General features: G+C 44.5%; 22 protein-coding genes. 13 read left to right on the top strand and 9 right to left on the bottom strand.

Features of this window, described 5'->3' with window-relative positions; translation table 11 throughout:
- The first annotated feature begins 103 nt into the window (after positions 1-103).
- The 11 genes from EIM92_RS03165 to EIM92_RS03115 all read left to right on the top strand — a co-directional run bounded on the left by EIM92_RS03165 (position 104) and on the right by EIM92_RS03115 (position 12,924).
- Positions 104-2,410: a hypothetical protein gene (locus tag EIM92_RS03165; RefSeq protein WP_125081446.1), complete on the top strand. Its 2,307-nt coding sequence runs from the start codon at positions 104-106 to the stop codon at positions 2,408-2,410.
- Positions 2,411-2,426: 16 nt separating this feature from the next.
- Positions 2,427-2,768 carry a hypothetical protein gene (locus tag EIM92_RS03160; protein ID WP_125081445.1) on the top strand — a complete coding sequence of 114 codons (342 nt, stop codon included), beginning with the start codon at positions 2,427-2,429 and terminating at the stop codon, positions 2,766-2,768.
- A 414-nt stretch (positions 2,769-3,182) separates the two neighbouring features.
- Entirely contained in the window at positions 3,183-3,500 is a 318-nt protein-coding gene (locus EIM92_RS03155; RefSeq protein WP_125081444.1) for a hypothetical protein, read from the top strand.
- Positions 3,501-3,711: 211 nt separating this feature from the next.
- Positions 3,712-4,089 (top strand): 1,4-dihydroxy-6-naphthoate synthase, encoded by a 378-nt coding sequence (locus EIM92_RS03150; protein WP_125081443.1) that lies wholly within the window; start codon positions 3,712-3,714, stop codon positions 4,087-4,089.
- Positions 4,090-4,414: 325 nt separating this feature from the next.
- Entirely contained in the window at positions 4,415-4,702 is a 288-nt protein-coding gene (locus tag EIM92_RS03145) for a hypothetical protein (protein ID WP_211344421.1), read from the top strand.
- Between the two features lie 130 nt (positions 4,703-4,832).
- Positions 4,833-5,297, top strand: coding sequence for a hypothetical protein (locus EIM92_RS03140; RefSeq protein ID WP_125081441.1), 465 nt, complete (start codon positions 4,833-4,835; stop codon positions 5,295-5,297).
- Positions 5,298-6,025: 728 nt separating this feature from the next.
- Positions 6,026-6,373 (top strand): hypothetical protein, encoded by a 348-nt coding sequence (locus EIM92_RS03135; RefSeq protein WP_125081440.1) that lies wholly within the window; start codon positions 6,026-6,028, stop codon positions 6,371-6,373.
- Between the two features lie 240 nt (positions 6,374-6,613).
- Positions 6,614-7,504, top strand: a complete 891-nt coding sequence (locus EIM92_RS03130; RefSeq protein ID WP_125081439.1) for a copper amine oxidase N-terminal domain-containing protein — start codon at positions 6,614-6,616, stop codon at positions 7,502-7,504.
- Positions 7,505-7,515: 11 nt separating this feature from the next.
- Positions 7,516-10,290, top strand: coding sequence for a hypothetical protein (locus EIM92_RS03125; RefSeq protein WP_125081438.1), 2,775 nt, complete (start codon positions 7,516-7,518; stop codon positions 10,288-10,290).
- 51 nt (positions 10,291-10,341) lie between these two features.
- A complete protein-coding gene (locus EIM92_RS03120) occupies positions 10,342-12,369 on the top strand; it encodes a hypothetical protein (protein ID WP_125081437.1) in 2,028 nt (675 codons plus the stop codon).
- Between the two features lie 12 nt (positions 12,370-12,381).
- A complete protein-coding gene (locus EIM92_RS03115; RefSeq protein WP_125081436.1) occupies positions 12,382-12,924 on the top strand; it encodes a hypothetical protein in 543 nt (180 codons plus the stop codon).
- 435 nt (positions 12,925-13,359) lie between these two features.
- Here the strand turns inward: EIM92_RS03115 and EIM92_RS03110 are convergent, their stop codons facing one another.
- A complete protein-coding gene (locus tag EIM92_RS03110; protein ID WP_125081435.1) occupies positions 13,360-14,235 on the bottom strand; it encodes a TetR/AcrR family transcriptional regulator in 876 nt (291 codons plus the stop codon).
- A gap of 161 nt (positions 14,236-14,396) precedes the next feature.
- On the opposite strand from EIM92_RS03110, the gene EIM92_RS03105 reads away from it, so the two are divergent.
- A complete protein-coding gene (locus tag EIM92_RS03105) occupies positions 14,397-15,893 on the top strand; it encodes a DHA2 family efflux MFS transporter permease subunit (protein ID WP_125081434.1) in 1,497 nt (498 codons plus the stop codon).
- 184 nt (positions 15,894-16,077) lie between these two features.
- Complete coding sequence (locus tag EIM92_RS03100; protein WP_125081433.1) at positions 16,078-18,114, top strand: sialate O-acetylesterase; 2,037 nt, start codon at positions 16,078-16,080, stop codon at positions 18,112-18,114.
- Positions 18,115-18,146: 32 nt separating this feature from the next.
- Here the strand turns inward: EIM92_RS03100 and EIM92_RS03095 are convergent, their stop codons facing one another.
- The 8 genes from EIM92_RS03095 to EIM92_RS03060 all read right to left on the bottom strand — a co-directional run bounded on the left by EIM92_RS03095 (position 18,147) and on the right by EIM92_RS03060 (position 26,113).
- On the bottom strand, positions 18,147-18,620 hold the full coding sequence (locus EIM92_RS03095; RefSeq protein WP_125081432.1) for a hypothetical protein: 474 nt from the start codon (positions 18,618-18,620) through the stop codon (positions 18,147-18,149).
- 417 nt (positions 18,621-19,037) lie between these two features.
- Positions 19,038-19,490: a hypothetical protein gene (locus EIM92_RS03090; RefSeq protein WP_125081431.1), complete on the bottom strand. Its 453-nt coding sequence runs from the start codon at positions 19,488-19,490 to the stop codon at positions 19,038-19,040.
- A 130-nt stretch (positions 19,491-19,620) separates the two neighbouring features.
- Entirely contained in the window at positions 19,621-19,851 is a 231-nt protein-coding gene (locus EIM92_RS03085) for a hypothetical protein (protein ID WP_125081430.1), read from the bottom strand.
- Positions 19,803-20,153 carry a sigma factor-like helix-turn-helix DNA-binding protein gene (locus tag EIM92_RS03080; RefSeq protein ID WP_125081429.1) on the bottom strand — a complete coding sequence of 117 codons (351 nt, stop codon included), beginning with the start codon at positions 20,151-20,153 and terminating at the stop codon, positions 19,803-19,805. Before EIM92_RS03080 ends, EIM92_RS03085 begins: the two co-directional genes overlap by 49 nt.
- A 378-nt stretch (positions 20,154-20,531) precedes the next feature.
- Complete coding sequence (locus tag EIM92_RS03075) at positions 20,532-22,277, bottom strand: extracellular solute-binding protein (protein WP_125081428.1); 1,746 nt, start codon at positions 22,275-22,277, stop codon at positions 20,532-20,534.
- A gap of 58 nt (positions 22,278-22,335) precedes the next feature.
- Positions 22,336-23,226, bottom strand: a complete 891-nt coding sequence (locus tag EIM92_RS03070; RefSeq protein ID WP_125081427.1) for a carbohydrate ABC transporter permease — start codon at positions 23,224-23,226, stop codon at positions 22,336-22,338.
- 10 nt (positions 23,227-23,236) lie between these two features.
- Positions 23,237-24,205, bottom strand: a complete 969-nt coding sequence (locus EIM92_RS03065; RefSeq protein ID WP_125081426.1) for an ABC transporter permease — start codon at positions 24,203-24,205, stop codon at positions 23,237-23,239.
- Positions 24,206-24,595: 390 nt separating this feature from the next.
- A complete protein-coding gene (locus tag EIM92_RS03060; protein WP_164515024.1) occupies positions 24,596-26,113 on the bottom strand; it encodes a response regulator in 1,518 nt (505 codons plus the stop codon).
- Positions 26,114-26,119: the final 6 nt, after the last annotated feature.

Genomic DNA, 26,119 nt, shown 5'->3' with positions numbered 1-26,119 from the left:
TCTTTTTTTGTTTTTTCTTAGGTATACCGATTTATTCCTTAAAATTTGACATTTTGGTAAAATATCAGACACTAATATTTTCCTGAAATGGGGTTGGACATGCTTGAATAAGGTGGATCCTGGCCGAATCGGGGGCTTGGCACGTGACCTGGAGCGATTAGAGCGCACGATGGAGAATGGAATTACAGGAATGTCCAGGGAGCTAACCCGGCTCATAAGCGATGTGGAGGCGAGATATTCCGATCCCTCCGAGCATTACGTGCGGTCCGCGGCGCGTGAGGCTAGCAGCCTTTTGCGGGAAATCGGAAGGCTGGGCGAGCGGATCGACGAGCAGATGAAGAAGAAGGTTCAAGCTTTACGTTTTGCGGAAAATGAATACATAAGGGCAGAGAATGACTCGGCAAGGGCGACTAGCGTGAAGAAATCGTCTACGTTCAAGCTGAGCTGGACGACGCAGAGCTGGTTTCAGCGCTATTTGGAGAAGGGGAGACAGCATGTCGCCAATGCAGGCGGGGCTGCGTCTGTGGCGTCACGGCCATCACTGCTGCAATGGATCAGGGGAAGACTTTTGGAGCTTAAGGACGCTTCTTTGGTGCAGCGTCTAGATTCAGTGAAGGAGGACGAGCGGATCGCCTCTCTGCTGCAAATTTTGGACAGTGGAACGGCGGAGGAGCAGGCGTGGGCGCGTGAGGAGCTCGAGGCGATTGCTTCTAGCTTCAAAGAGATTGCTCGCAGCCAGGCGGCCTATAGAATATATGCGATTTACAATAATGAGCTGTACATGGAATATGCGCACCGGTCCGCTCAGCAGCAGAGGGAGCGGCTCGCAAAGCTCGGCGTCGCTGAGGAATGGTATGAGTCTGGGGTCAGCTTGGCCGTGTTCTATAAAGGCTCTCCGCTGGATGCCTGCGACTACAATCCACTGAAGCAGAATCTGTCCGCAATGCCCAAAGAGAGCGAGTTGCGCTTGATCATCGCAACCGGTATGATCAATTCCCTTCACCGGGAGTGGGTGAGATTTCATTACGACTCCATTGAGGCAGCGGTTCGTCGAGCGGCGGAGCGGCGCAGGGAAATGCAGGCGCTGTTTGATGAATACAACCAGACGATTCCTGCGGAGGATATCCGCAACATGCAGCAGTATTTGAAGATGATGAACATCTATCAAGGCGAGATTACCGGCGAATATAATCAGGAATTCTTGATCGCCGTGGCCGGCTACCAGCATATCGCGAACACGGTGAGCACCATGGCAGCAGTTAGGCGTAAGGAGTTTGGACTGGAGATATTCGAGGTAGATGGGAAGATCACACAAGGGCTGCTTGAATTAGCATATGCTGAAAGTGCTATTGGAATAAGAAATAAACCGAACCTGAATACCAGCGGATTAACCACGGCCGTAACGCTTGTAGGTATAGGAGACGGCATCGTCAGTCAATTGGTTGAAGACGTGAAGGATTTGGCTGAATTCGCCATCAATTCCAGTCCGGGAAGCTTGGGATTCTGGACAGATACCGTGCCTGGATATTACGCTATAGGTGAAGCGATTGCGAACGGTGAGCTTACGATCAATGATATGAAGAAGCTGCTCGGCGACGCCGCCGCAGAGGAATTCGTGGTACCTTTCCAGGATATCATTGAATTGCAGCCGAAGATTCTTTCCGGCAAAGCCACCTATGAAGAGAGCGTACAATACGGGCGAGCCGTGACGAAGGCGTTCTTCGCCTTGACGGTAGTAGAAGGCGCCGCCAGAGCGGGAGCCAAATTCTCTAGCAAAACTGTGAAGGAACTGGTCAAGACCGTGAAGGAAGCGGCGCAATCGCGGCCGCAGATAACGTTTTCTACCCCCGACGGCATTACAATCCCTATCCGGGATATGGACGTACCGAAGACGGATTCGCAGTTCTCTAAGTCTAAGCCTGATTCGGGATCGGGCGGCGGGAAGATGGGTTCTGTTGAGGGGACGCCAAAAGCTCCAAAATACAACACAAAAATTAAATGGGGTATTAATGATATTAATGCACGACCACATGGTAAAGGGTTCTTCGGGGAGAGAATACCTCAAAGTAATCCAAGAGTTGATGATTTTGAATTAAAAATTAATCCTAATAATGAAAGTTACTATTTGCCTCATCCAAAGGGAGGATATGTTCAGTTTGAGAACTTAGTAGATGACGTTTTGCAAGACGGCAAGTTGATAATAAAGCCAAAGTCATTTTATCATGTAGATGACCTCCCGGAATTCGCTAAAAACAAAGTTATTCAAGAGGCATTAAGACAACAAGACTCAGCTATAGCTGCTGGATATAAGGTGGAATGGCTAGTTTCTGATAAAAAGGCTGTAGAGCAATTGACAAATTTTTTCAAATTAAAAAATGTTGAAATTGATGTCAAATACTTTCCAGAATAAAGGATAGGTGTTGTAAATGAAAATTATAAAAGAAGACGAGTTGAAGAATTTTATAACCAATGAAGAACTACGCAAATTTTACAATGTGAATATCGATGATAATCGTTTAAATGAGTTATTAGCATATTATACGTTTTTTAAAAGTAACGACGCTGGATCAGTCCCATTAGATAAACAAAGCATATATTACAGTATGTACTTTTGGTTTGCGCAGTTTAAAGAGCGGCATTTTGAAGTGTACGGACCTGATGAAGGGATTGAGCAAGAAGGATTTAAACTGTTAGAGGAGATAGACTATCAACTTGAAGAAGGCATAGACTGGGGTCTAATTGAAAAAATCGAACTCAAAGCTATTTAATTAGTAGAGCATGATTATTAACAACTAGCAGTTTACAACCCAAAGTTATTTCCTTTATTTCTGGGCAACCACTAACTCAAAGAAATGAGATAGTAGCAAGTGACTTTGGAGATTTTCTGCTAGATTTGGTAACTAAGGAAATTGAAGATTAATATGCATTACTTTGACCTTGATAGGCTCTCTTTTTTTGGTTGTGAAGACTACCTAGAAGCAGAATTTTGATTTATATAAAAGTCATAAAAGGGCTGCTTGAATTTAGCATTGGCTGAGAATCCTTAATGAGGTTGGACATGCTTGAATAAGGTGGACCCTGGCCGAGTCGGGGGCTTGGCACGCGACCTGGAGCGTTTAGAGCGCACGATGGAGAGCGGAATCACGGGAATGTTCCAGGGAGCTAAGCCGGCTCATTAGCATGTGGAAGCGAAATATTGCGATCCCTCCGAGCGATACGTGCGGTCCGCGGCGCGTGAAGCTAACGGCTTGCTGCGGGAAGTTGAGAAGCTGGCCGAGCGGATCGACGGGCAGATGAGTAAAAAGGTTCAAGCTTTGCGTTTTGCAGAAAATGAATACATAAAGGCAGAGAAGGACTCGGTAAGGGCGACTAGCGTGAAGAGATCGTCTAGGTTCACGCTGAGCTGGACAACACAGAGCTGGTTTCAGCGTTATTTGGAGAAGGGGAGACAGCATGTCGCCGATCCAGGCGGGGCTTCGTCTGTGGAGTCACGGCCGTAACGCTTGTAGGTATAGGAGACGGCATCGTCAGTCAATTGGTTGAAGACGTGAAGGACGTGGCTATATTTTCCATTAACTCCATAGGTCGTCTATAAATACCTCAATAGAGACACTCACAAGAGATGATGCAAAACAAGCAGTACCTTGATTGGCTTCATGTCTTTCAGGGTTTCTTTTTTTGGGGCAACCCAGATGATTTGAGGTGATTTCATTGGAGGAAGAATTCGATTTATATACTAAAATATTTGTAGATAGCGGTGTTAATAAAGAGGTGCTAATTGATACAGTCTCAAACATTGTTATGGGTACTATTAGCGGTTCAAGTATATTGACGAAACAAGCAGAAATATTTATTTTTAATAACGGTGATTTCGATGAAGATACAAGAAATCAAGGAAATGATAGCTTTCTTTATTACAAGTACTACCTTGAAATTGAACCAATTGAAGATGTGGTTTACCGTAACTATGTATTAGAAATATCTAATTTGCTGACAAAGTTATGGGATGCTGATTTTAAAGCAATAGCATCGTGCGATTTTGAAGACTTACTACCAAGAAAAGGCGGTTATAATTTTGATGAGCGTTAAAGATTAAAACTTGCGGGGGTTTACAGCGCGACAACAGGATTGTGCAATACAACCCAACAAACCAAACACTTGATAAACATTCAAAAGCTCCTTCCAACTTGAACCATGAGTAGGAATGAGCCTTTTTCATATGTAGAGGAAAGTGATTGTATACAATTGAAGATTTAGAAAATATAAAAAGTACTGCATTAAAAGCAACACATTCGAAGCAAGTGACCGATAATTTAACGACCTCTCAGCTGTACTTGGTTAAAGCCCCCCCCAATGCCTGCAGGTTATAGAATTATTACAGGATATCCAGTTTTCGAATAAGGAGAAGAGTATATTGACGAATGAACAAGAAAAATATGAAAACTTAAAGTATTTTATTGAAAGTTATTTTAATTGGGGTATGGATTATGCTGATTTAGGTGTGTTAATTGAGGAATATAAAACACGGGAATCCGAGGTATTTGTAAATGGTTTCGTTCAAGAAATCAAAGAAATCAGTGAGCATCGAAATTGGGAGGAGATAAAGAACCTTGTTTATTTGCATGGCAGAAGAAACTTATCAATTAAAAGAATTGAACAAATGATTGAACTGTTTATGTTGAAACTAACTGATTTAAATTAGATGGCTGACTAAAAAGGAACAACGTGGAGTTGGCCGCTAAGTTGGAGCTATATTCGTCGTTTTCCAATTTATAAGTGATGATTATAAACATTACTATTAGGGATATTAACGGGAAGGAGTACAATTGATAATGCAAATATATTACTGTGATGAATGGTCAGATAACAAAAAGAAGCCATGGAATATTCTCGATGAACATACCGCATACCTGCACCATCAAGAAAAACAACCATATACGGCAATATTAGCCGAAGATGAAAAGCCTGAGTATATAGTGAATGTGACGAAAGAATGGGTATCTGTGGGTTTTTATGATGAACTGATTCGTAAGTATCTGAATTATGATTTTGAAGTTATGAGTGGTGGTAAACTCTTTTTAAGAACAGCCATGTATTGGGAATATGATGATGAAACCGACAAGGAATTAAATAGTTTGATTTTAGGTTTCCAAGAAGATGGCTATATAGCAATGGAAAAGAGAGATTTTAAAACAGGTTCTGTCGAGGAACGTGAGGCTAAGGATACCCTTGAGAAAAATTGGGATATTTACCCTGAGTTCGGTCAGTATCTTCACTTGTGCCGAGAAGAAAGGTAGTCTACCCGGTAGGGATATCTAGTGCCAAATGATTATAACAGGTTGATTATGGTTAGTTGCCACCGTAATTGGCCTGTTTTTTTGACATGTTCAATTTTTGCAGTTTTTTCAAAAATCATCGCAACTGTAGAATACCCTACAGCGATAGGGAAGATGAGAAGGTAATATCTCGCATCTTCTAAGATGGCTAGCAGGACAATTAATAGTAGGAGCGGCTGTAATACAGCATTCTCTGTCTTGTCTGCAACAGAACGGTATGTTATTGCGATTGTTACTGTGAAGAAAAGAACTCTGGTGACGACCAGTTAACATATAACAGACGACACAATAGGGCAAGGAGTTTACAAAGGTACCAAGCAAAAGTCGAAATTGAATGGCGTGAAGATGGATCCCGCTTGCGGGGACGGGCAAAACCATGAGCAACATGCTCAACGACATGAGAGCAAAGACACCAGATTAACTGCTCAAAGAAGGCTGGTAGGATGTAACTGATCCAAGGAAAGCCTAGGAGACCATGTCTCGGGAATATTATAATCCTAAAACAGGTGTAAAAATCAGTTGTGATCCAGGAAAGAAAGGTGCAGCAGGATTTGAATCGGTAGACCATTACCACATCCACAAACCGATTCTACCGATACAAAAATCGATTATCATTTTGATATTGATGGAAATCCTGTGGGTAAAGGTTCTAAAGCTTCTCATATTGTAATAAAGGACGGTGAGTAAGTATGAAGATAGATAGCTTTATTGAAGAATACGATCTGCATGATAGCTTAATAGAAAATATTCGTATTAACGGTGAGAAATTGGTGCTTGATATTGATCTCTGTAATTGGAGACAAAAAAATTACAGCCCCGAGGAAGATGAATTGAAAGAGATTAAGGTTATTTTCAATAATGTACAAGGATATCATTTAGATTCAACAAATGATACTGTGGATTCCGATTCTATTTTGGAGATCAGTTGTTCAGAAGTGGATTCTTCTTCAACAGTGAAAGACATTAAAATCGTCTTTGAAGGTGAATTAGGTATGAAAATAATGACATTTAGAAGTGATAATGTAACCGTAGAGTAATTAGTATAGCCTTGATCGAGTGCTCGTCACTTAAATAAGCCTTACCCCTCATAGAAGCCTCGGGAATGGTAGTTTCACTAGGTACACAGTAGCGGTTTGGTAATTCAATGAGACTATACGAGGTGCGACGATAGACTCATAGTTATTGTATGAAATGGCGTAATCTAGTAAAATCCCAGGTGGTAGAATAAGGAGGTGGAAATGACTTCTTCCTACTGAATACATATTAAGGGGAATAAGATGATGAATTATAAGAGAATCAAAAAGCTAGGGGTTATGCTCATGACCATGGTGCTAACTCTGACATTGGCACCTGCGTGGTCTTCGGCAGCAAAGCTTTCAATCGTAGTCGAGGTCAATGGGAACTTGATATCTTTTCCGGATGCGAAGCCGTTCATGGACAAGAGCAACCGGGTTCAGGTGCCTGTTCGGTTTGTAAGTGAAGCGCTTGGAGCCGAAGTTCGCTGGAACAGCCAGAGCAAGCAAGTCACCGTGAAGATGGGAGAAGACACGACTGTCCTAACTCTGGGAAAAAAGGCGTTTACCGTGAACGGTCAAACGAAGCAAATGGACACGGTTGCCCAGGAAAAACAGAACAGAACTTTCGTTCCTTTGCGTTTTGTCAGCGAGGCGCTCGGTGCTAAAGTAATTTGGCATTCGGATCTATACAGTGTGGAGATTCTGACAGGGCTTGCAGCGGAGCAATCTGGAACCTCGAAAGGAACGGCGGCCCCCAAAGATCCTTGGGCAGAATGGAAAGCCTCGAGAAGTATAGAGGGGGAGACTGAAAAGAAATCAACAGAGGGTTTCAGCTATTACGAATCCTACAAATCTGGATTAGGTGGATCCGGTGAAACTATGAAACAGAAAGAGAAGGATATGGTTTTTCTACAGCTTCGTGTCCATTTTGGCAGAGACGGTGTGGATTATAACCAGCAGATCAAAGATTTAGAGGAAATTTTGCGACAAAAGATTGACTCCAAAACAGTGGACAATATCATGAAATATGTGAAACAAAAGACCAAAAGGGATGACATCTTAGAAGCGAAGGAATTCAGCGACAAGACTTACGGAATTCAAGTGGAGTCGAAGTATTGGGGTAATATCATTGTATCGATCTGGTATAAGTAGGTGGAGCTCCTATGAAGAGACGAATTGCTACATTTCTTCTGACTGTACTTATCTGCGGCTTTATACCACAAGTCAATATATCCGCTGAGTCAGAAGAATTAACCAAGACTAAGATAACCCTAGAGGAGTATTTAAAAACCCTTACTCCTGAAGAAGTACTGAAAAGAGCTAATAAGGATATGGAAGAATTGTATGGAGAGAAAAACTTCTATCCCCAAAAAGCATATGGGAGACAGTTAAATACTGCGCTCCTCCAGCAACAGATTGATGAGGCAATTAAAGATCCTAAGAAATTCAAAGGCTTCGATATAGTATATGGTACAAGTCATGGCACCACGATTACACACAAGGGACAAACCATGCAGCGGTACTCCGGTTACAATGTTTTTGGTGATCCGGTATCAACCGATGGATTCCCATGGGACGCGGGCTGGAGTGGAACTAAGATACAGAACTTCCAGTTGATACCGAGTCCTTGGATATCAAAGAAATTCGATAATCTATTTAATGATTTCCCCAAAAACTTTGATGGTGAGCTGCCCGACCAACTACTGCAATACCTGCCCGATGCAACCTTTGAAGGCAAAATCATTGAGGCGCTGAATAAAGAGTACGCCACTCAGCTTTATGGCGAGTACCTCATGTACAACAATCAGAATAAACAATACGCAGGCAGTAGGGTTTACGACAGGGGTACCGCTCCCAAAGGGGGCTGGATTAAATACGTTCACGTGATCCAGCCGCCGACGTATCTCTCCCAGGGGTCTGGAAGGGTGTACTTAAAAAGGGGTACATATATGGACGTGCCGATCGCTGCGTTTATCGAGACCGAGCCCAGTGATATCTCTGCAGAGTTTGTCGACCTGCCGTCTGAGGCCATGGCTGGAGATGAGGTTCATGTCTCTGTATGGTTAAAATCCACATTCCCTGAACGGGAAACCGCTAAATTTACGTGGAGTGTTACCCGCAAAAGCGATGGACTCCCTCTGACGGCAGCGGAAAACCAGTTGCTGTTCGGAGGCGGGGTAGCGGCTGAATCGGGACCCATCGGGATTTCCAAAACTGAGAAGAGACGATTAGATGTCTCTTTTACGATGCCGGAGAGCGATGTTCGAATTCAGTTCAAGGTTAATGAGGACGGCAAGCAGCCTGAAGAGGTCATTCTGGATAACAACGTTCTTAGCTCCGATATCAAGTTGAACATCCCGCAGCAGCTGCCTTATGACATGCTGACGAAGAAGGTTAAGCTTCATCTGCCGAGCAATACCGCCACATTGGTGCTGCCTGAGTTGACCGATGCGAGGTGGGCAGGGAATGCGACAGGCAAACTTGCCGTAATTAACCAATCGCCGGGATTGCTAAGGGAGTTCGAGGTTCATAATAACCCGGATGTGGACGTAAATAGCTCGACGATTATCCGCACGCCAGTGGTCACTTACACGATCAAAAGAGAGGATTACGAGGATAATCCGTTAGGAAGGCTATGGCTTAATTTGGACAAACCCGGAATCCCGCTTTCTAAGATAGGCACGATTCATTATGAAGGCTCCGTAAGCAGACCGTACGAATATACACACTCCTGGCCGGAATGCTCTGGTGAAGGCGAAAAAAGAACGTGTGTGACAAAATCAGAAACCCGAGAAGGAACCGCGACTGCTCATTTTACGTCGGATACCCTTACCAAGGTCTATGATATGTATGTCTACAACGGGATGAAGGATGTTCCAAAGCGGGAGTATCGTAACGAAATCGAAGAAAACCATACGGATTCTGTGGCCAAGAAACTGTTTTGGGAGAATGAACCCTACACTTACGACGTCATCCGCTGGATGCACCATCAGGATGAGAACGGGAACAAATACGATTGGACACAAGCGCCCGGTCAGTACATACGGACATTCATTCAACAAGCCAGTGGAAGCGTGCAATGGAATGTTGAAAGCTCCATGACTGATGAATACGCCCAAGCCCGAAATGCCGCAGCGAAACGGGTTAACAATAAGAAGCTTTTCAATAAGGCGGTATTCGCCACAGACAAGGAGCTTCAGAAATATGATTACCCGATCAAGTCGGGATATTATTTCAACCCTGCAGGCAGCTATACGTTCACCGTCAAAACAGAGGTATTCAAGAATAAGCTGCCGAATGCGAATGACATGACGAACGATCATAAAGATCTGGTGAACGGACTCATCCATTCCTTCCGCTATGAAACCGACCTGATGTTTATCAACAATAAGAAGGTCGCCGTTAACATCAAAAACGATGGGCTTAAGGAAAAAGGCAGCGGCTTTGAGCGGAAACCTGACTTTATATCCGTCAAGGACAACAAGTCGGTGAACTCGACCCCGTTGATCAGCGTGCTGGATCGAAGCAAGGAGCCATCCCGTTACACAAAAAAGGTGGAGGAAATCAAGCATACGGACAAACGCGGCGGCGACTCGCATCCGTTCTGGAAGATGGTGCTGGAAGGTTATAGCGAATCGTTTACCGCGGGCAGCAACACGAACTATGCCTACCGTGAATACGTGAAAGCCGGACAGCATATGTACAAGATTACGGAAACCTCGACCATTACTATCGTTGTTAACCCGGGCAACACAGCGCTGTACACCCATGCGAGCATGCCAAATGGAACTTACTATATTAAGGCATGGTTTGATACAGTCGATATGACAGCAGGGAATCACGCCTACAAGGATCTTAAGCTATTACAAGGTGTTGATGATATAGATACCATCAAGGTCACCGTGGCTGGTTCGATGTTTGATGATTTGAATAACTAAAATGCCGAAATTCGAATAAATAAAACATGCCTAACTACTCGGAGGTGAAGCATGCAGCTGAAGGTAGATCCCGACCGCATTCTCGGTCTAGAACAGGGAATGAAGCATTTGAAGCGGGTACTAGAGAATGATGTTATTGGGCTGTATAGAGAGCTATCTCAATTGGTGAGCTCCACCAGGTCTGCTTACCCGGAAAGCAATAACGTCCAGTCCTCAGCAGCCGAACTAGAGCGAGCGCTTGGGGAAATTCGGAGGAAGATGGAGTCAATTAGCGATCAAATGGATGCCAAGGCATCAACGCTGCGCTGGGCTGCCGGGCAATACCATGCATCCGAGAAGCAATTCCGAAGCTTGACTGGAATGGCCCGGAAATTCACTTGGAACAAGGCAGGCCTGCTGAGTCGCTGGGCACAGACTGGGTTGCAGCAGGGGAAAGGGGCGTTAAGTGGTTTTTTAAACAATCCCCTCTCTCTTATTAATCGATTGAAAGAAATGCTGCTTACTATGAAGGGAGCGGCATTAAGCCAGCAGCTCAAGCCGTTTGAAGAAGACCCGCGTATTGCTTCGTTATTGCATATTATGAACAACGGCAGTGTGGATGAGCAGGGCTGGGCGCAAGACCAACTGAGCAAGATTGCACATGCCATCTCTGAAATTGGCCGGAGTCAGGTTGCTTATAACATTTATGAGAAATATGGAAATACCGCTTATATGGAGGAGGCGAAACTGCATGCTGAAATGCAGCGCTCCCTTCTAAGGCAGCTGGGTATAGATGAACGCTACTTTGTAGGCACCGATTTGAGATCACAATTTACAGGCTCCCCGATTTCCGCTTGCGACTTCAATCCGCTGTTGACCGATGGCTCCAAGATGCCGGATCAGGGGGAACTCCGCTTTGTGATTGCTGCCGGGCTGGTCAATGAGAAGTACCGGAATTGGGCCAAGTTAAATTATAACGAGATTGAACTGGCGGTGAAGAGGGCGGAAGCGGTCCGGGAATTCGAAAGACAGGTAGAGGAGTATCGCCGACTGCATGGTCCGCCAATGGAGCTCCCGGATGGAACGCCGATCACACCGGATAATAAGGAGAACGAGACGACCTATAATTATTTTATGGAGAAAATCTATGACCCGAACAAGCCCGATGCCAACCTGCTGCTAGAGTACTATGTATGGTTGGAAGACACCTATGGCATGACGGAATGGCGCAAGAAGGTCGTCATGGCCGACCGGGTTGTCTCCGAGTTTGTTTTTGCGTTAGTGGAAGAGACTGTAATGGGTGTGATAGACACGGCAGAGTTTGCCTTCAAATTGGTAGTAGACCCAGAGAATACGGTAGAGGGCGTCGTCGATAGCGTCGCTTATTTGGTCGAGAATCCTGAAGTATTGGTAGAAGCCGCCAAGACCATGTACAAGAACTTCAACGAGGGAACACCTGAAGAAAGAGCTCAGATGTTGGGATCAGCAGCTTCATATCTAATCCCGGGAGTTACGCTGACGAAGGCCGGAAAAGCGAATAAAGTGGTAGACGGGCTGCAGAGTACGGCGAAGGCTGCTGACAAAGCCAAGGACATCAATAAGTTATTCGAGGCTCCGAAATCAATCATGGATCTGCTGCCGTTTACCATTTTAGAGACGAGTACGGGCCACCGGATGATTGTGCCTAAGGATTTTTCAAATAACCTCAACAAGCATGACAGTCCTGATTTGGGGGGATCTGGGGGTAGGCTTGAGGGGAAGGGGAAAGTTGAGCTAAGTTTGGGTAACATTAAACACTTCTGGAGTGGACATTCTTTCGAGTCATTTAGTAAGCAAATTCCTTATTTGTTGAAAGTCAAATCAATAGAAGAAGTGGAAAAACAATTATCCAATGTTAGTTTCTTTAATAAGAATTTAAGTAAAGATCAAGTTGTCTCTCAGGTTGAAAGAGCGTCGAATGAAGCGGTAGCGAAGGGAATAACCCATGGACAATATTCTACTATGATAGATGGAGAATTGATAACAGTTGCATTCGATAACGGCTTATTTCAGACTGCATGGGGATCGCATAAATATAAACTATCAGATTTTGGTTACTAGGGGGTGTAATCTTTGTTTAAAATTAATTTTAGACTTGTAGACGAAGATATTCAGCAGTTTAGCAAAATAAACTCTGAACAATTTGATAAGGATTTTGGTGGTGATATTTCTGGACAAATTGAATTGATATTCGGTGATCGCTCTGTTGGGTTTTATCATGAAGAAGTTCCTTTTGGAAATGAATTGATATTTCATTGGTTCTGTAGGTTATTTGAAGTTCTTGAGGGTCTTGAAAGCAGGGATAGTTCTCATTATGTCGCTATGAATATAATGGGAGGTAATCAATGGGTTGAATTTGTTAAGGAGGGGGGACTGCGAGTTAGTTTAATTAATATTCCCAGTATGACAGAGATACAGGGTTTTATTACCAAAACACCACTTCTACATACTGACAACAAGGAGTGGGGAGATATACTTATAGACCATGCGGAGTTTAAAAATGAAATCATGAATAGCACATTAAAATTGTTGCAACAAATAAATGATCTGAACAGTGATTTGCTTAGGTCGAATAAATTAAGAAGAATACAGGAGTATCATAGGTACTACACATAAGGCTACCCAGTCACAAATGAACCCATCATTCAACCAATAACACATATAACCCTTGTAATACCCGTATAAAGATTTCTTCATATCGGTTGTACGCACATCAAATGCTTGAATATTATACCCTAAATAACGCTATTCCGTTACATTAAACAGGGCGATTATGGTCAGATACCACCATGATTGTCCTGTTTCGTATTAGTAGGTCAGCCAGAGATTTCTGGTTGGCCTAAACCCCTATGCTTCTGTATGTCTGGCGTGATTCCTATCTGTAGAGTGTCTAACCTATAAGGTAAGGGGCAACTAGCCGCACAACTTCAGGCGTATGTATAAACAATACCGCCAGCAGCTGACGCCGCCGCTGGCGGTATAATTTTTGTTGCTCGATTCCACGATGAAAGCCCAGTCCCGATAAGGATTGGGCTTTTTCCAGCAATTCATCTATTGCTTCATATATCTCCAGATCATGGTCATAATATCTTTAGCTTGGTCATAACCCTCTAAGCCCTTAAAGGCCTCGACATATGGCTTCAGCAGGGCATTGACCACCGATTCGCGCAGAGGCTGCTGCTCGATTTCATAACGCAGCGCTGCTGTGAGATCGGCCTGCGACTTGGTGAATCTCAGCTGGCATGCGGACTCGTCCATTGCCTGGAGAATAACCTCTTGCTTGATCTCCTCCTGCGTCACTAAGCTCTTCGCCACATACAGCTTCTCATCGTCAATGACGGAGGTGTTCTTCTCAACCAGGCAATCGATAATATAGCTCATGTAGTGCAGCAATACCGTACGGGCGACCTGCTTGGAATCGATATTGGTCTGGTTGATCGATTTGGCCGTGAACATCAAGTGCTGCTGGATTCCCATAAAAATGACGGCCGCTTCATAGGCATGTCGGCGCAATTTCTCGCCGTACACGTCAACCAGGCGACCCGCGAGCCATTCGATTTCGAAGAGGCGGTAGTGCATGACGTATTGCTTCATTTCCTTATCGCGAGAATGCAGGATTTCTTCGAACAACGCGGATAAACCGTATTTTTGGCTGCTTTGCGCAATCATCGAAATTTGTTCGATTAAGACATCGACATCACTGGGGTCCTTGCCGATCTGCAGCTCGCTTCTACTCATATGCGCTTCATACCGGAGCTGCTCCAGCACGGCACTGACGCATTCATTCTTCGAGGCGAAGTAATTGTAGAATGTTCCTTTAGAAATGCCCGCCCGCTCAATAATATCTTGAATAGAGGTTGGCATGATTCCTTTTTCAATAAATAAGGCAAATGCATGGTTAACTACTTGAGTTTTTCGTCGATTCATGAGCTCCTCCGTACAATCTGATACCAACAAGTATATCTACGATGAAGCAAAAAAACAACGCACTTTGTACTATCGGTATAAAAACTTGATTTTATTAGACTGATGATATAAAATCATCAAGTGACTTTAAATTTTAAATAAAGATAGGAGAAGCATACAGCATGAGCAATACGGTTAAACAGTTAGAAAAACCACCCTATTTAATGCTAGGCTTGTTATTTTTCGCAACCTTTGTTGCATTTCTTAATAATTCATTGTTAAACGTCGCCTTGCCGACCATCATGCACGATTTCAAGATTGATTATTCCGCCGTGCAGTGGTTGACTACTGGCTATATGCTCGTCAGCGGGATTCTGATTCCCGTATCTGCCTTTTTACTCACGCGATTTACGAACCGCAGTTTGTTTATTACGGCCTTATCTATCTTTACTTTAGGTACGATAATCGCCGCTTATTCTCCGAACTTTGGTTGGTTAATCGCTGGCCGTATGATTCAAGCTGGAGGCTCCTCCGTGATGTCGCCCTTGTTGATGAACATTATGTTAATCAGCTTTCCGCGTGAGAAGCGCGGTGCGGCTATGGGAATCTTCGGTCTGGTGATGATCGTGGCTCCGGCTATCGGACCTACACTTTCCGGTTATATTGTTCAATATTATAACTGGCGCGTTCTGTTTGAAATGATTCTTCCGTTCGCCGTAATTGCCTTACTCCTGGCGATTTGGAAATTTCGCAGTGTTATGCCGACTCGACCGACGCAGCTTGATTACCTATCTGTTGTTCTGAGTACGATCGGTTTTGGCGGACTGCTCTACGGATTCAGTGATGCCAGCAGCGCTGGCTGGGGTGACCCTGTAGTTATTACCTGCTTAATTGCCGGGACAGTTGCACTTGCACTATTTATTATTCGTCAATTGCGTCTTGAAATTCCATTATTAGATCTGGGCATTTATAAATATCCGATGTACTCGATGGCTTCGATCATTTCGGCCGTAAATGCGGCGGCACTATTCTCAGGTATGATTTTAACGCCTGCTTATGTGCAGAATGTTCGCGGGATTACGCCGCTGGAATCCGGTTTAATGTTGCTGCCAGGCGCCATCGTGATGGGAATTATGTCGCCTATAACCGGTAAATTATTCGATAAATTCGGACCGCGTATCCTTGGTTTTGTTGGTTTAGCGATCACGGTGGCAACAACATTCCTGATGTCGAGATTCGATCTCCACACAACTTATAACTATATTATTCTAATATATTCCATTCGCATGTTTGGGATCTCCATGGTCATGATGCCGATTATGACGAATGGTTTGAACCAGCTGCCTACTCGCCTGAATCCGCATGGTACAGCGGCTAATAACACGATTCAACAGGTCGCTGGCGCGATTGGTACGGCAATCTTTGTATCGATTATGAACTCCAAGACAAAGGCAAGTGCTGCTGATCAACTAGCTGCCATGGATCCAACCACGATTACAGAGCAGGTACAAGCTCAAATCGGACAAACAGCGCTACTTGAGGGCATTCAATTCTCCTTCTTGATTGCAGCCGCCACGACCGTAGTTGCTATGATTCTTACTCTATTCGTGAAGCGTGTGGACGTAAGTAAGGAGGCTCTTGCTAAGATTGAAAGCGAGCCTGTGCCTGGAACGAAGTAAGTAGGGTGACATAACTTAACCCCAAAAGCTCGAAGTGATAGTCTTATGACTGCAGCTTCGGGCTTTTTTGGCATCATCTTGTTAAAATTTTGGGGTTTGATCTATAGATTCGACCATTTCCCTTGATACAGGGATAGAGTAAGATCGAAACAGGTATACCTTTGAAAGAGGAGGCTGCTCGACGATGAGGCTATCTAGCATGCTGAGTGATGGCATGGTATTGCAGAGGAATGCAAGGGTGATGATATGGGGGACTGCCGAGAGCGGCAGGAAGGTACAGGTTTCTTTTCTCGGACAAGAATACGGCACCACAGCCGACTCTAATGGAGATTGGCGTGTGGCATTGGAGAAGCTGCAGCCTGGCGGCCCGTATGAAATGACGATATCCATGGAGCATCAGGAGAGCATCGTTCAAAGCGTCATTCGTGATATCCTGATCGGCGATGTATGGGTGCTTGGCGGGCAGTCCAATATGGAGCTGCCTGTGCGGAGAACACTCGATGTGTTGGCGGAGGAGGTGGCAAACGTAAATCTTCCCTTCATTCGCCAGTTTGCTGTACCGCAGACTTACAACTTTCACGGGCCGCAGCATGAGCTTCCTCGGGCTGAACACCGTGATGCGGCGCAAGGGGAAGGATGGATCACGGCAACTCCGAGGAATGTGCTCGATTTCAGCGCGGTTGGGTTCTTTTTTGCTAAGGCGTTATATGAAAAATATCAGGTGCCGATTGGTTTGATTCACGCCGCGGTAGGCGGGACGCCAATCGAAGCCTGGATTAGCGAGCCGACGCTTAGAGCCATCGGCGGTTATGAAGCTGTACTTGAGCAGTGTAAGGATGATCATTATGTAAGCGAAACCAAGCTTAGGGATGAAGAGCGCAATCAACTATGGTATGAGCAATTGAACGACAATGACCTGGGGCTGAAGGAAGGCTGGTTCCGAGTATTGTGTGACACCTCGGGTTGGGAAGACATCCAGGTTCCGGGCTCCTGGTCGGGAAGTAAGCTGGCCTCGGTGCGCGGCGCGGTTTGGTTGCGTAGAGAATTCGACGTGCCTGTCTCCATGCTGGAGGGTGGAGTGCGTAATAATGGAATGCGGAATAGTGAAATGTTGAATGATCAAATGCGTAATGGTGAATTGTTGAATGTTGAAATGTTGCATGATGAAATACGGAATCGTGAATTAATGTTGAAGCTCGGAACAGTCGTGGATGCGGATGATACGTACATCAACGGGGTTTGTATTGGCAAGACCGGATATATGTATCCGCCCAGACGCTATCCACTCCCTGAAGGGCTGTTGCAGCCGGGAAGAAATATGCTTACTGTTCGCGTGATCAGTACACAGAATACAGGGGGCTTCGTGAAGGACATGCCGTATAAGATAGTTGCAGGCAGCCGGGAGCTAGATTTGAGGGGCGCTTGGAAATATCGGATCGGTGCGGTCACCGAAGCATTAGAGTCCCAGACGTTTTTTCAGTATATGCCTTCCGGCGTTTACAACAGCATGATCGCGCCTTTGCGAGACTATCCGATCAAAGGGATTCTATGGTATCAAGGTGAGTCCAACACAGGTCAGCCTGCGGGATATAGCGAATTATTCGCAAGATTAGTTCAGGATTGGCGGCGCAATTGGGGAAGCGACGAAATCCCGTTCATTTATGCGCAGCTTGCCAATTTGGGAGAAGAGGATGACTCTCAGGTAAATTGGGCAGAGCTTCGAGAGGAGCAGCGGAAGGGCTTAACGGTACCGAATACCGCGATGGCTGTAACCATTGATGTCGGAGAATATAACGACCTGCATCCGCAGGACAAGAAAACGGTGGGTCAACGGCTCGCACTGTGTGCTCGTAAGCTGGCCTATGGCGAGGAACAATTGGTGTACAGCGGCCCGATGTTCAAAAGCATGGAGCGTATTGGGGGTGCGAATGCGGCAGATGTGACTACGGCGGAGGATGCGAGTACGATTGTCGTGCATTTCGACCATATTGGCAGTGGACTGACCACGCGGGACGGCGGAGAACTCCAAGGGTTTGCCGTATGCGGCCCGGACGGGCGCTTCTTCCCTGCAAATGCGGTTATCTCCGGCGACACCGTCATCGTGAAGCATGATGAGATCCGGCAGCCTGTCCATGTCAGGTATGCGTGGTCGAACAATCCTGCCCGTGCAAATTTGTACAACCGGGAGGGGCTCCCGGCGTCGCCGTTTAGTACGTTGTGAGGCCTACCGGGAAGCAAACCTTGTTAAATTATTTATAGATCAAGGTATCCCCCAATATCATTATCAGGGCTATAATCATTTTTTATCTTATAATTCGTAAGTCTCTTCTTGGCTTTACTGTCGTAAACTTCTAAGATCGTGCCATCGTAAAAGTTAAGAAGAAACCTACTTTCTTTAGATACTTGGATATATAAATGATAGACCGTAGTAGAATCCTTAATACTTGGGTCGACGACTGTCGTTAATTGTAGATCCTTGAAGCTATTCATGATCGACTTTATTTGATCCGATTCATGAATGACTACTTCTTCTTGTTTGGGTTCTTTGGATGTGGTGTAAGACGTTTTTATAATTCTAATTTCTTCAACCTCAGATAGTGAGATTTTGTCAGAAACGACTTTTTGGAAAGTCGTATGCTGGGGAATGTATTTGTAAAATAAAACGAAAAGCACGATGATCGTAAAAACCACCTTTAAAATCATATTGCTTGAGATTCTAGTTTTCAATACAGCCACTCCTAACCTATTATATTACTTGGCATCATTCCGTTTGTTGGAAAGGGAAAGCATAGGATTCACCTTAAATACACATTCACTAAGTAAGATTGAAACATTGATAAGGGAAAAACATGCAAGTGCATAAGTCACGTTGGCTAAATGAAATCGGGTGTACTATCTATTTTTTATCGTAAATAAATTATCTAAGAGAATATCAAAGTGAAGTGATTTTCTTGATTGTGCAAATCTCCCTTTTCATGTCCCAAAAAACTTGCAGTTATAGTTATCAGATTTTTGAAAAATGCTCATTTAGTAAATCATTTTACAGTAAAATAACAATTGTTGCCACTATTAGAATTCATAATAAAGTAGCGATCTGTTAATGGGCAATAAATGCCCATTAACAGATCGCTAAACTTTACAGGTTTATAAAACAATCCAGCCCTTCCCTGTGTTAATTCGAATAACATTACCTGCTCCAGTAAAGAATTGAGCTAGGAGTTCACCGTGTTGTTTATACTCAATAAATGGTAGTTCTACTTCAACCATTTTATAAGAAGGGTTATCCTCAAATAGCTTTATGATTTTATTAAATTCTCGAAGACCCGTTTGTACCATATCTTTTAGAACCTCTTTCTCATTCGGTGATGCACTGAAGAGAAGCGTTGTTAAACCTGTAGCGATTACAGCTGCTTTGCTTAGCGTAAAAAACAATGTGAGGATCGATGCGCTAGTGCCCAGACCTGAAATCAATGAGTTTGAGTTTGGTTTAACAATTCCATGCTCATACATGTTAGTTTGAGCATCTCTAGCCATTTTTGCTTGTTCATAAGTCATTGTTACCTTTTTCTTAAACTCTCTTGTTTGATAACTTGCCATAATTATTACTCCCTTTCCGATTTAAATAGATTTGAGAGTTGCGCGCTTAATTGTCTCTCAACTATATAGGTATTTTAAAAGATAGTTTAACAACCAAATCAATCAGAAATTTTAGAAATAAGAAGAATATTTATTGGACTGTATTGTATTCAGAATCTTGGATTAATTCTAAGAATTCAAGGATAATTGTAGAAATTGCATCTTCCTCAGGTAGACGGATAAATTTGCTAACCTGTTGGATTTCTTCTTTATACAAATCAATGAGTCGCAACATAGCTTCAGGATCTTGTTTTTTTGCCAAATTAAGTAATTCTAATAATTTATCGTCTGAGATAACTTTTCGAGCATCTTTTGTTTCCATTTGTTCACCGCCTGTTGACTAATTTTAAGTTGCTGAGCCACATCGGATTCAGTTAAATCTTGAAAATATAGCTTATCTATAACTAGTTTTCCTTGGGGAGGTAATGAATCCATAATTTCATTAATCCATATCTTATCCTCAGTTATAGAGGCGAAATTAGGATAGCTAAAGTTATAGTCATAAAAAGGACATTCTCGTTTTCTGACTTTTTTTGCTTGATATTGAATTCTCCAGCCAATACGATAAATTTCGCTTTTGTAATAATCATAGATTGTTGTTTGTCGCTTCTCTTCTTTTTCCAAAATATGGCACCCCTTTTATGTAAAAAGTTAATGTCTAAGTATAGGGAAAATGTGGGAGTAATTTTACAACTGATACACATGATGGGAACGTTTGTTCTTGTATTATATCATATTTTTTGTGCTAGTTGTAAAAACAAACTATAATTTCCCTAATTAGTGGAAGAGTTCTGAAGTGGAAGGGTGATGGATATGGAAATTTTAAATGTGATATCGTTAGCAACAAATGTAGGATTTCCTGTTACATTATCTATATTTTAATTTATTACATGTTGCAATCGATTGGAGATAAATTTGATCAACTAGATAAATCGTTAAATCAATTGTTACAGGTAATCTAAAAACAGCTCCATACCTGCTTAGGTATGGAGCTGTTTTATTCTATTTATATTCACCCGTGTATTTCGGAGATACCAGGTTGACGCCCGTTGCTTGCTTAAACTCTTGGACACGTGTATTCTTCGCTGCTTCAATGCTGCCCAGACCAAGTTTGTCCAGCGTAGCCATAGCTTCGCTGTAGAGGGACTCGAACTCTGCGGCGTTCTTGGCCAAAATCATCTTCGGAACGATCTGCGCCCAGTAGACAGTGATCTTGGCTTCGGCGTTGGCCTCTTTGGAGCCTGGCTCATAAGCATCGAACAGGTTGCCGGAGTCTAAGACATCGTTGCTGTACATGTATTTGGCTGAGCCATAGAATAGACCTTCCATGTATTGGGTTTGCTCGTTCTCTTCGGCTTCTCTGACGCTTTTTAGCCATACCTCGTTCGTTAACCACCAGATGGATTCGAAGCCCCATTTCTTCGTAGCGGCGTTCCAGTCCGCGTTAAACTCCTGATCGATCTCCGGATTGCGCTTGAACTTGCCATCGGAGGTAACTGTAAACGTCTCGCCTTCTTTACCAAAGAAGCTTACTTTATGTCCCTGTTCACTATACAGGTATTCAAGAAATTGAATCGCACGGTCTGCGTGCTTGGACTTCTTGTTCACGAAGGTCAGCGTCCAGCCTTTGTTCAAGGATCTGCCGTACTGAGGCAGTGTACCCTTGTTGGACTTGATGGCATCAATCGTAATGTATTTCGCATTAGGATCGGAGATATACAGCTGGCTGATAGGCGTCGTATAGTCGGCGTAGCTTCCGATCTTCATGAAGACAGTACCTTGCGTCATTTTCTCTTCAATTTGGTTCCGTGCGCTGGTGAAGTTCTCCAGAGACAGTAGACCTTCGGAATATAATCGATTGGCGAACTCCAGCACATGCTTGAATTCCTCCGTTCTGCGGAAGTCTACGTAAGAGCCGTCTTCCGCTTCGGGTACCGCACCGAAGGAGCCGGCCAGCACGCCTAAGGAGTCATTGATGTATTTATCCTTGTCATCAAAATACAGCGGCAGTACGGTCATGCCATTGTATTGAATATTCGCCTCTTTCACTTTCTTCAGGGCCGCGATGAAAGAGTCCTCCTGCTGCAAGTCCTCTACTGTGATTCCTAGTTGATCCATGATGTCTTTTCTGACGATAATCTGGCCGTTGGAGCGTTCATTATAGAATTTCTTGACGTCAGGATACTGCTCCAGCATTTCTGGCGACACGTAGTAGTTTGGAATCGCGTAGAGATTCCCGTCTGCCTGCGTATACCAATCGACCATCGTCTCCGGCAGAATTGTAGACAGGTAAGGATCGTATTGCTCCATTAATTCATTCAGCGGAGCTACCATCCCACTATTCATCAGCGTCTGGATGAGCGAAGTGCTGTTCCAGCGATCCAGCGTAATGATATCGGGCAGATTGCTGGTCGCCATCATAACGTTGAACTCCGCGTTCACATCGTTTCCCGCATGAATGAAGTCCACGCTGACCCCGGTTTCTTCGGTGATCAGCTTATCCACGTAGTTGTTTTTGGCGTCCCACTTCTTAGAATATCCGGCCACTCCGGTGTACCAGGACAGGGACACGGGCGAGGTGTTCGATTTCCAGCCAGGCTCGCTGGCAGACTGGGTGGTTGCTGCTGCCTGAGAAGCATTCGGCTCGGCCGACGTGCTGTTGCCCGCTCCTTTTTGGCTGGAGCAGCCGGTGATCATGACCGTTAGAGCCAGCGCAATTGCCATGAATCGTAGTGATGCTTTGTTCATCGTATTTCCCCCTATTTATAAAATAGTAAGCTTTATATCATCAATCCTCAAATGCCGCTTAACCTTTGACAGAACCAATGAGCATTCCTTTAATAAAGAATTTCTGTACGAAAGGATAAACCAGCACAATCGGCAGTGATGCAGCAACCATGGCGGCTAACTGCAGGGTGGTGGTAGTGACAGAACCCTGTGCCGCTCCGAGGGAGCCTGACATATTCGCAAGCAATAGGGCCGCCTCCGTGCTCTGAATCAATTTCAGGATATACAGCTGCACGGTTTGCAGGCTGTCGCCCTGGGTGAAAATCATGGCATCGTAGTAGGCATTCCAGTGTCCAACCGCCGTAAATAAAGAAATGGCAGCAATAACAGGCTTCGACAGCGAGAGAATAATGCGGAAAAATATCGTGTACTCGCCTGCGCCGTCAATTTTCGCCGATTCAATCAATGCTTCGGGAAGCTCGGCAAAATAAGAATGGAACAGGATCACATTCCAGAAGCTGAACAGTGTCGGAATAATAAAGACGAGGAAGTTGTTATAGAGCCCTAGCGCGTTAATTAGAATGAAGTAAGGGATTAGACCGCCGCTTAAATACATGCTCATCAGCCCGAGTGTCGAATACAGCCTTTTAAACTTCAGATTCCTCCGCGAGAAGGCATAAGCGAACAAGGCGGTAAAAAGTACATGGGTGACGGTTCCGATCACCGTTCTGGATAAAGTCACAACAAAGGATTTCACTAAGGCGGTATCGCTGAACAGCGCGCTATAATTGTCCCATGTGAACTGTCTTATCCATAGATAAACGCCGCCCTTGGCATAGTCGAGGCCATCATTGAAAGAGCCGATGACGGAATACCAGAAGGGGTACAAGGTGAGTACGATTAAGCAAGCCATAATGAATACGTTGAACATATTGAACAGCCGGTTGGGCCATGAATGATCTTTAACCATAAGTACCTCCTTAAAAAATCCCTTTCCCGGTTATTTTCTTCGCGATGAAATTAGCCAGATACAGCAGGAATAGCGCAATAACGGTTTTCATTAATCCGACGGCTGTCGCGTACTCCATACGAAATTCTCGTAATCCGACCTTATACACGTAAGTGTCGATAACCTCACTGGCGTCAATGTTCAGTGGATTCTGCAGGACGAAGAACTGATCAAAGCCGCTATTCAGAATGTTGCTAATGGAGAAGACGAGCAGGATGACGATCGTACCTGTAATTGCCGGCAGCGTAATATGCCAAATGCGGCGAAACCGCGAGGCACCGTCCATATAGGCGGCTTCGTACATTTCCTGATCGATGCTGGCAATCGCCGCAAGATATAGAATGGCGCCCCAGCCCAATTCCTTGACTAAATTCGTAAGCACCGCCAGCATCCAGAAGTAATCCTTCTCGGCGAGGAAATGAATCGGCTCGGAAAGGATGCCGAAGTTCACGAGCAGGTAGTTCAATACGCCATTGCTCGGCGACAGGATGTTGATGATTAATCCCCCGAAGATGCTCCAGGAAATAAAGTGCGGCAGATAAGTGATTGTCTGCGTTAGCTTCTTAAAGCGCGGGAAAGTGAGTTCATTCAGAAACAATGCAAACAGGATCGTGACCGGGAAGGTGATGCAGAGGCCCAATAAGTTGATCCCGAGGGTATTGCGCAGCATGTTCCAAAAATTAATATCGGAAATGAATTCTTTGAAGTTCGCCAGTCCGACCCATTCTGATGAGAAAATCCCCTGGATTCCCGTGACGATGTTGTAGTCCTTAAAGGCGATAATGACACCGTAAAGCGGAATGAACGTGAAGATTAGAATAAATAAGATGCCCGGTATAATCATCGATTGGAGCGAAAGCTGGTCACGATTGCGGGAAGACCGTTTCTCTCGTGCCAAAGCTAGATTTGAATTCGCTGTTGAAGCTTCCGAGTCTGCCATCTCTCTCTATACCCCTCTCTCTTTTGCTGTATAACTAAATTGTAAGCGCATTATTTGAGGAGATATAGGGCTCGGGTTTGCGAAAAGGTATCATTATTCGTCATCCGAAAAGCTTCCATCGACGTGCAAAAACCTTCACATTCGCCACAATGAACGTGAAGGTTGGAAACTTGCCAGGAAGGCCATAGCCAACATAAAGCTACATAAATCTGCATACTAAAGCAGCATGAAGCAGCATAAAGCAGCATAAAGCAGCATGAAGCAGCATAAAGCAGCATAAAGCAGCATGAAGCAGCATAAAGCAGCATAAAGCAGCATAAAGCAGCATAAAGCCGCATAAAGCCGCATAAGCCTCCATCAAGCTCAGTATAAAATGTCAAAGCAGCCCAACTACTTCATGAGCTTCTGGTATTCCTTTGGGCTCATGCCGCAATAATTTTTGAACACACGGGTGAAATTTTTCGGATTGCTGTATCCCAATGCGGAAGCGACGTCGTAAATTTTGACATTGATGCCGTTCAAGGCTTTCTTGGCATAGTCCATCCGCTTCATCGTGACATAATCCTGAAAGTTCACACCCGTGCTCTCTTTGAACATCTTGCTAAAGTAGGTGTAGCTGACATTGCAATAATTGGCGATGACGGCCATATTAATCTCGCCTAGCAATTGCTCATCGACGTACTTCTTGGCGATCTCTACGATATCATAGCTGCGGATTAAGCTCTGTCGTGCCTCAATCGTTTGCAGTATTCGGGACATGAGATATAAGCGCAATGGTTCACTCTGTTCAAATACAGAAAACTCCTGCTTTTGATGGGGAACCCAGCTGATGGTGTGCAGGATCGCGTCATAATTGCTGCGAATGCTGTTCAAGGTGCTTCTTCTTAATGATTCGTCATTGAAGTGTTTTTGAATAAAGGGGAGCACCTGATCCTTCCGTCCCATATCGATCATTTCGGCCAACAACCTCAAATCCGCCGGCGCGATAGGCTGGTCTTCCCTTGTCAGAATATCGTCGTGGAGCAGGATGGATTGCGGACTTGCGGTCAGCTTGTAGCTCAGTACTTCTAGTGCGCTCTGATATGCTTGTGCCAGCGCCGTTGCCGCAGAGACTGTCTTGCCTACGGCAATCACGATGAGGAGTTCGGGATTGCTCCCTATGAATTGCTCCAAAACCTGCTTGACGGTGGATATATCATGCTGCTGCCCATCGTAGTTGATCCATACGACAAGGTCATTTTGCCTGTTATAGAAGGAGTACAGCTTCATGGGTAAACGATTTGTATCCGGCGTAATCAGGAGTGTATCCCAAGTGGCGCCCAAAGTTTCCGCGTTTGAGGCGGAATGAATGGGGGAGAGAATTGCCGCCGCTGTATTCGGATAAGGCAGGCGAAAACCCAATTCGATGAATGCGCTTTCTAAAGCATGCTCATCCTGCTCGGTGTTTTGGATCGCCCAATTCATGCTTCTGCTGATTCTCTCCATCTGGGTTAATTTTTTCTCTGATTCGCCCTTCTTGTACTGCTGCTCCTCCTGCTGAAGCTCTCGGACAATTTTATCCAATACCTCCAGTAGCTCTTCCGAATGGGCCGGTTTGAGCAAATAATCGCGCACGCCCAGCTTGAAGCTCTCTTTGACGAGATGGAAGTCATCATATCCGCTAATCACAATGATTTTATGTCCGTGCTTCCCTTGCAGCTGCTTGATCAATTCAATCCCGTCTAATATCGGCATATTCAGATCAGTGAGTATGATTTGCGGATTTCCCTTTTCAATGATGGACAGCGCGTCCGCGCCGTCCTTTGCCGTCAGGATTTGCTCGATAGGTTGAATCTGCAAGTACGCGACAATGTCCCGAAGTCCTTCGCGTACGATTTCTTCATCGTCGACGATAAGCAGTTTATACATGACGGA

Origin of the sequence: Paenibacillus lentus (assembly GCF_003931855.1) — a bacterium.
Taxonomy (GTDB): domain Bacteria; phylum Bacillota; class Bacilli; order Paenibacillales; family Paenibacillaceae; genus Fontibacillus; species Fontibacillus lentus.
Note: the sequence above shows the minus strand (reverse complement) of the source record. Positions and strands in the feature narration are given on the sequence as shown.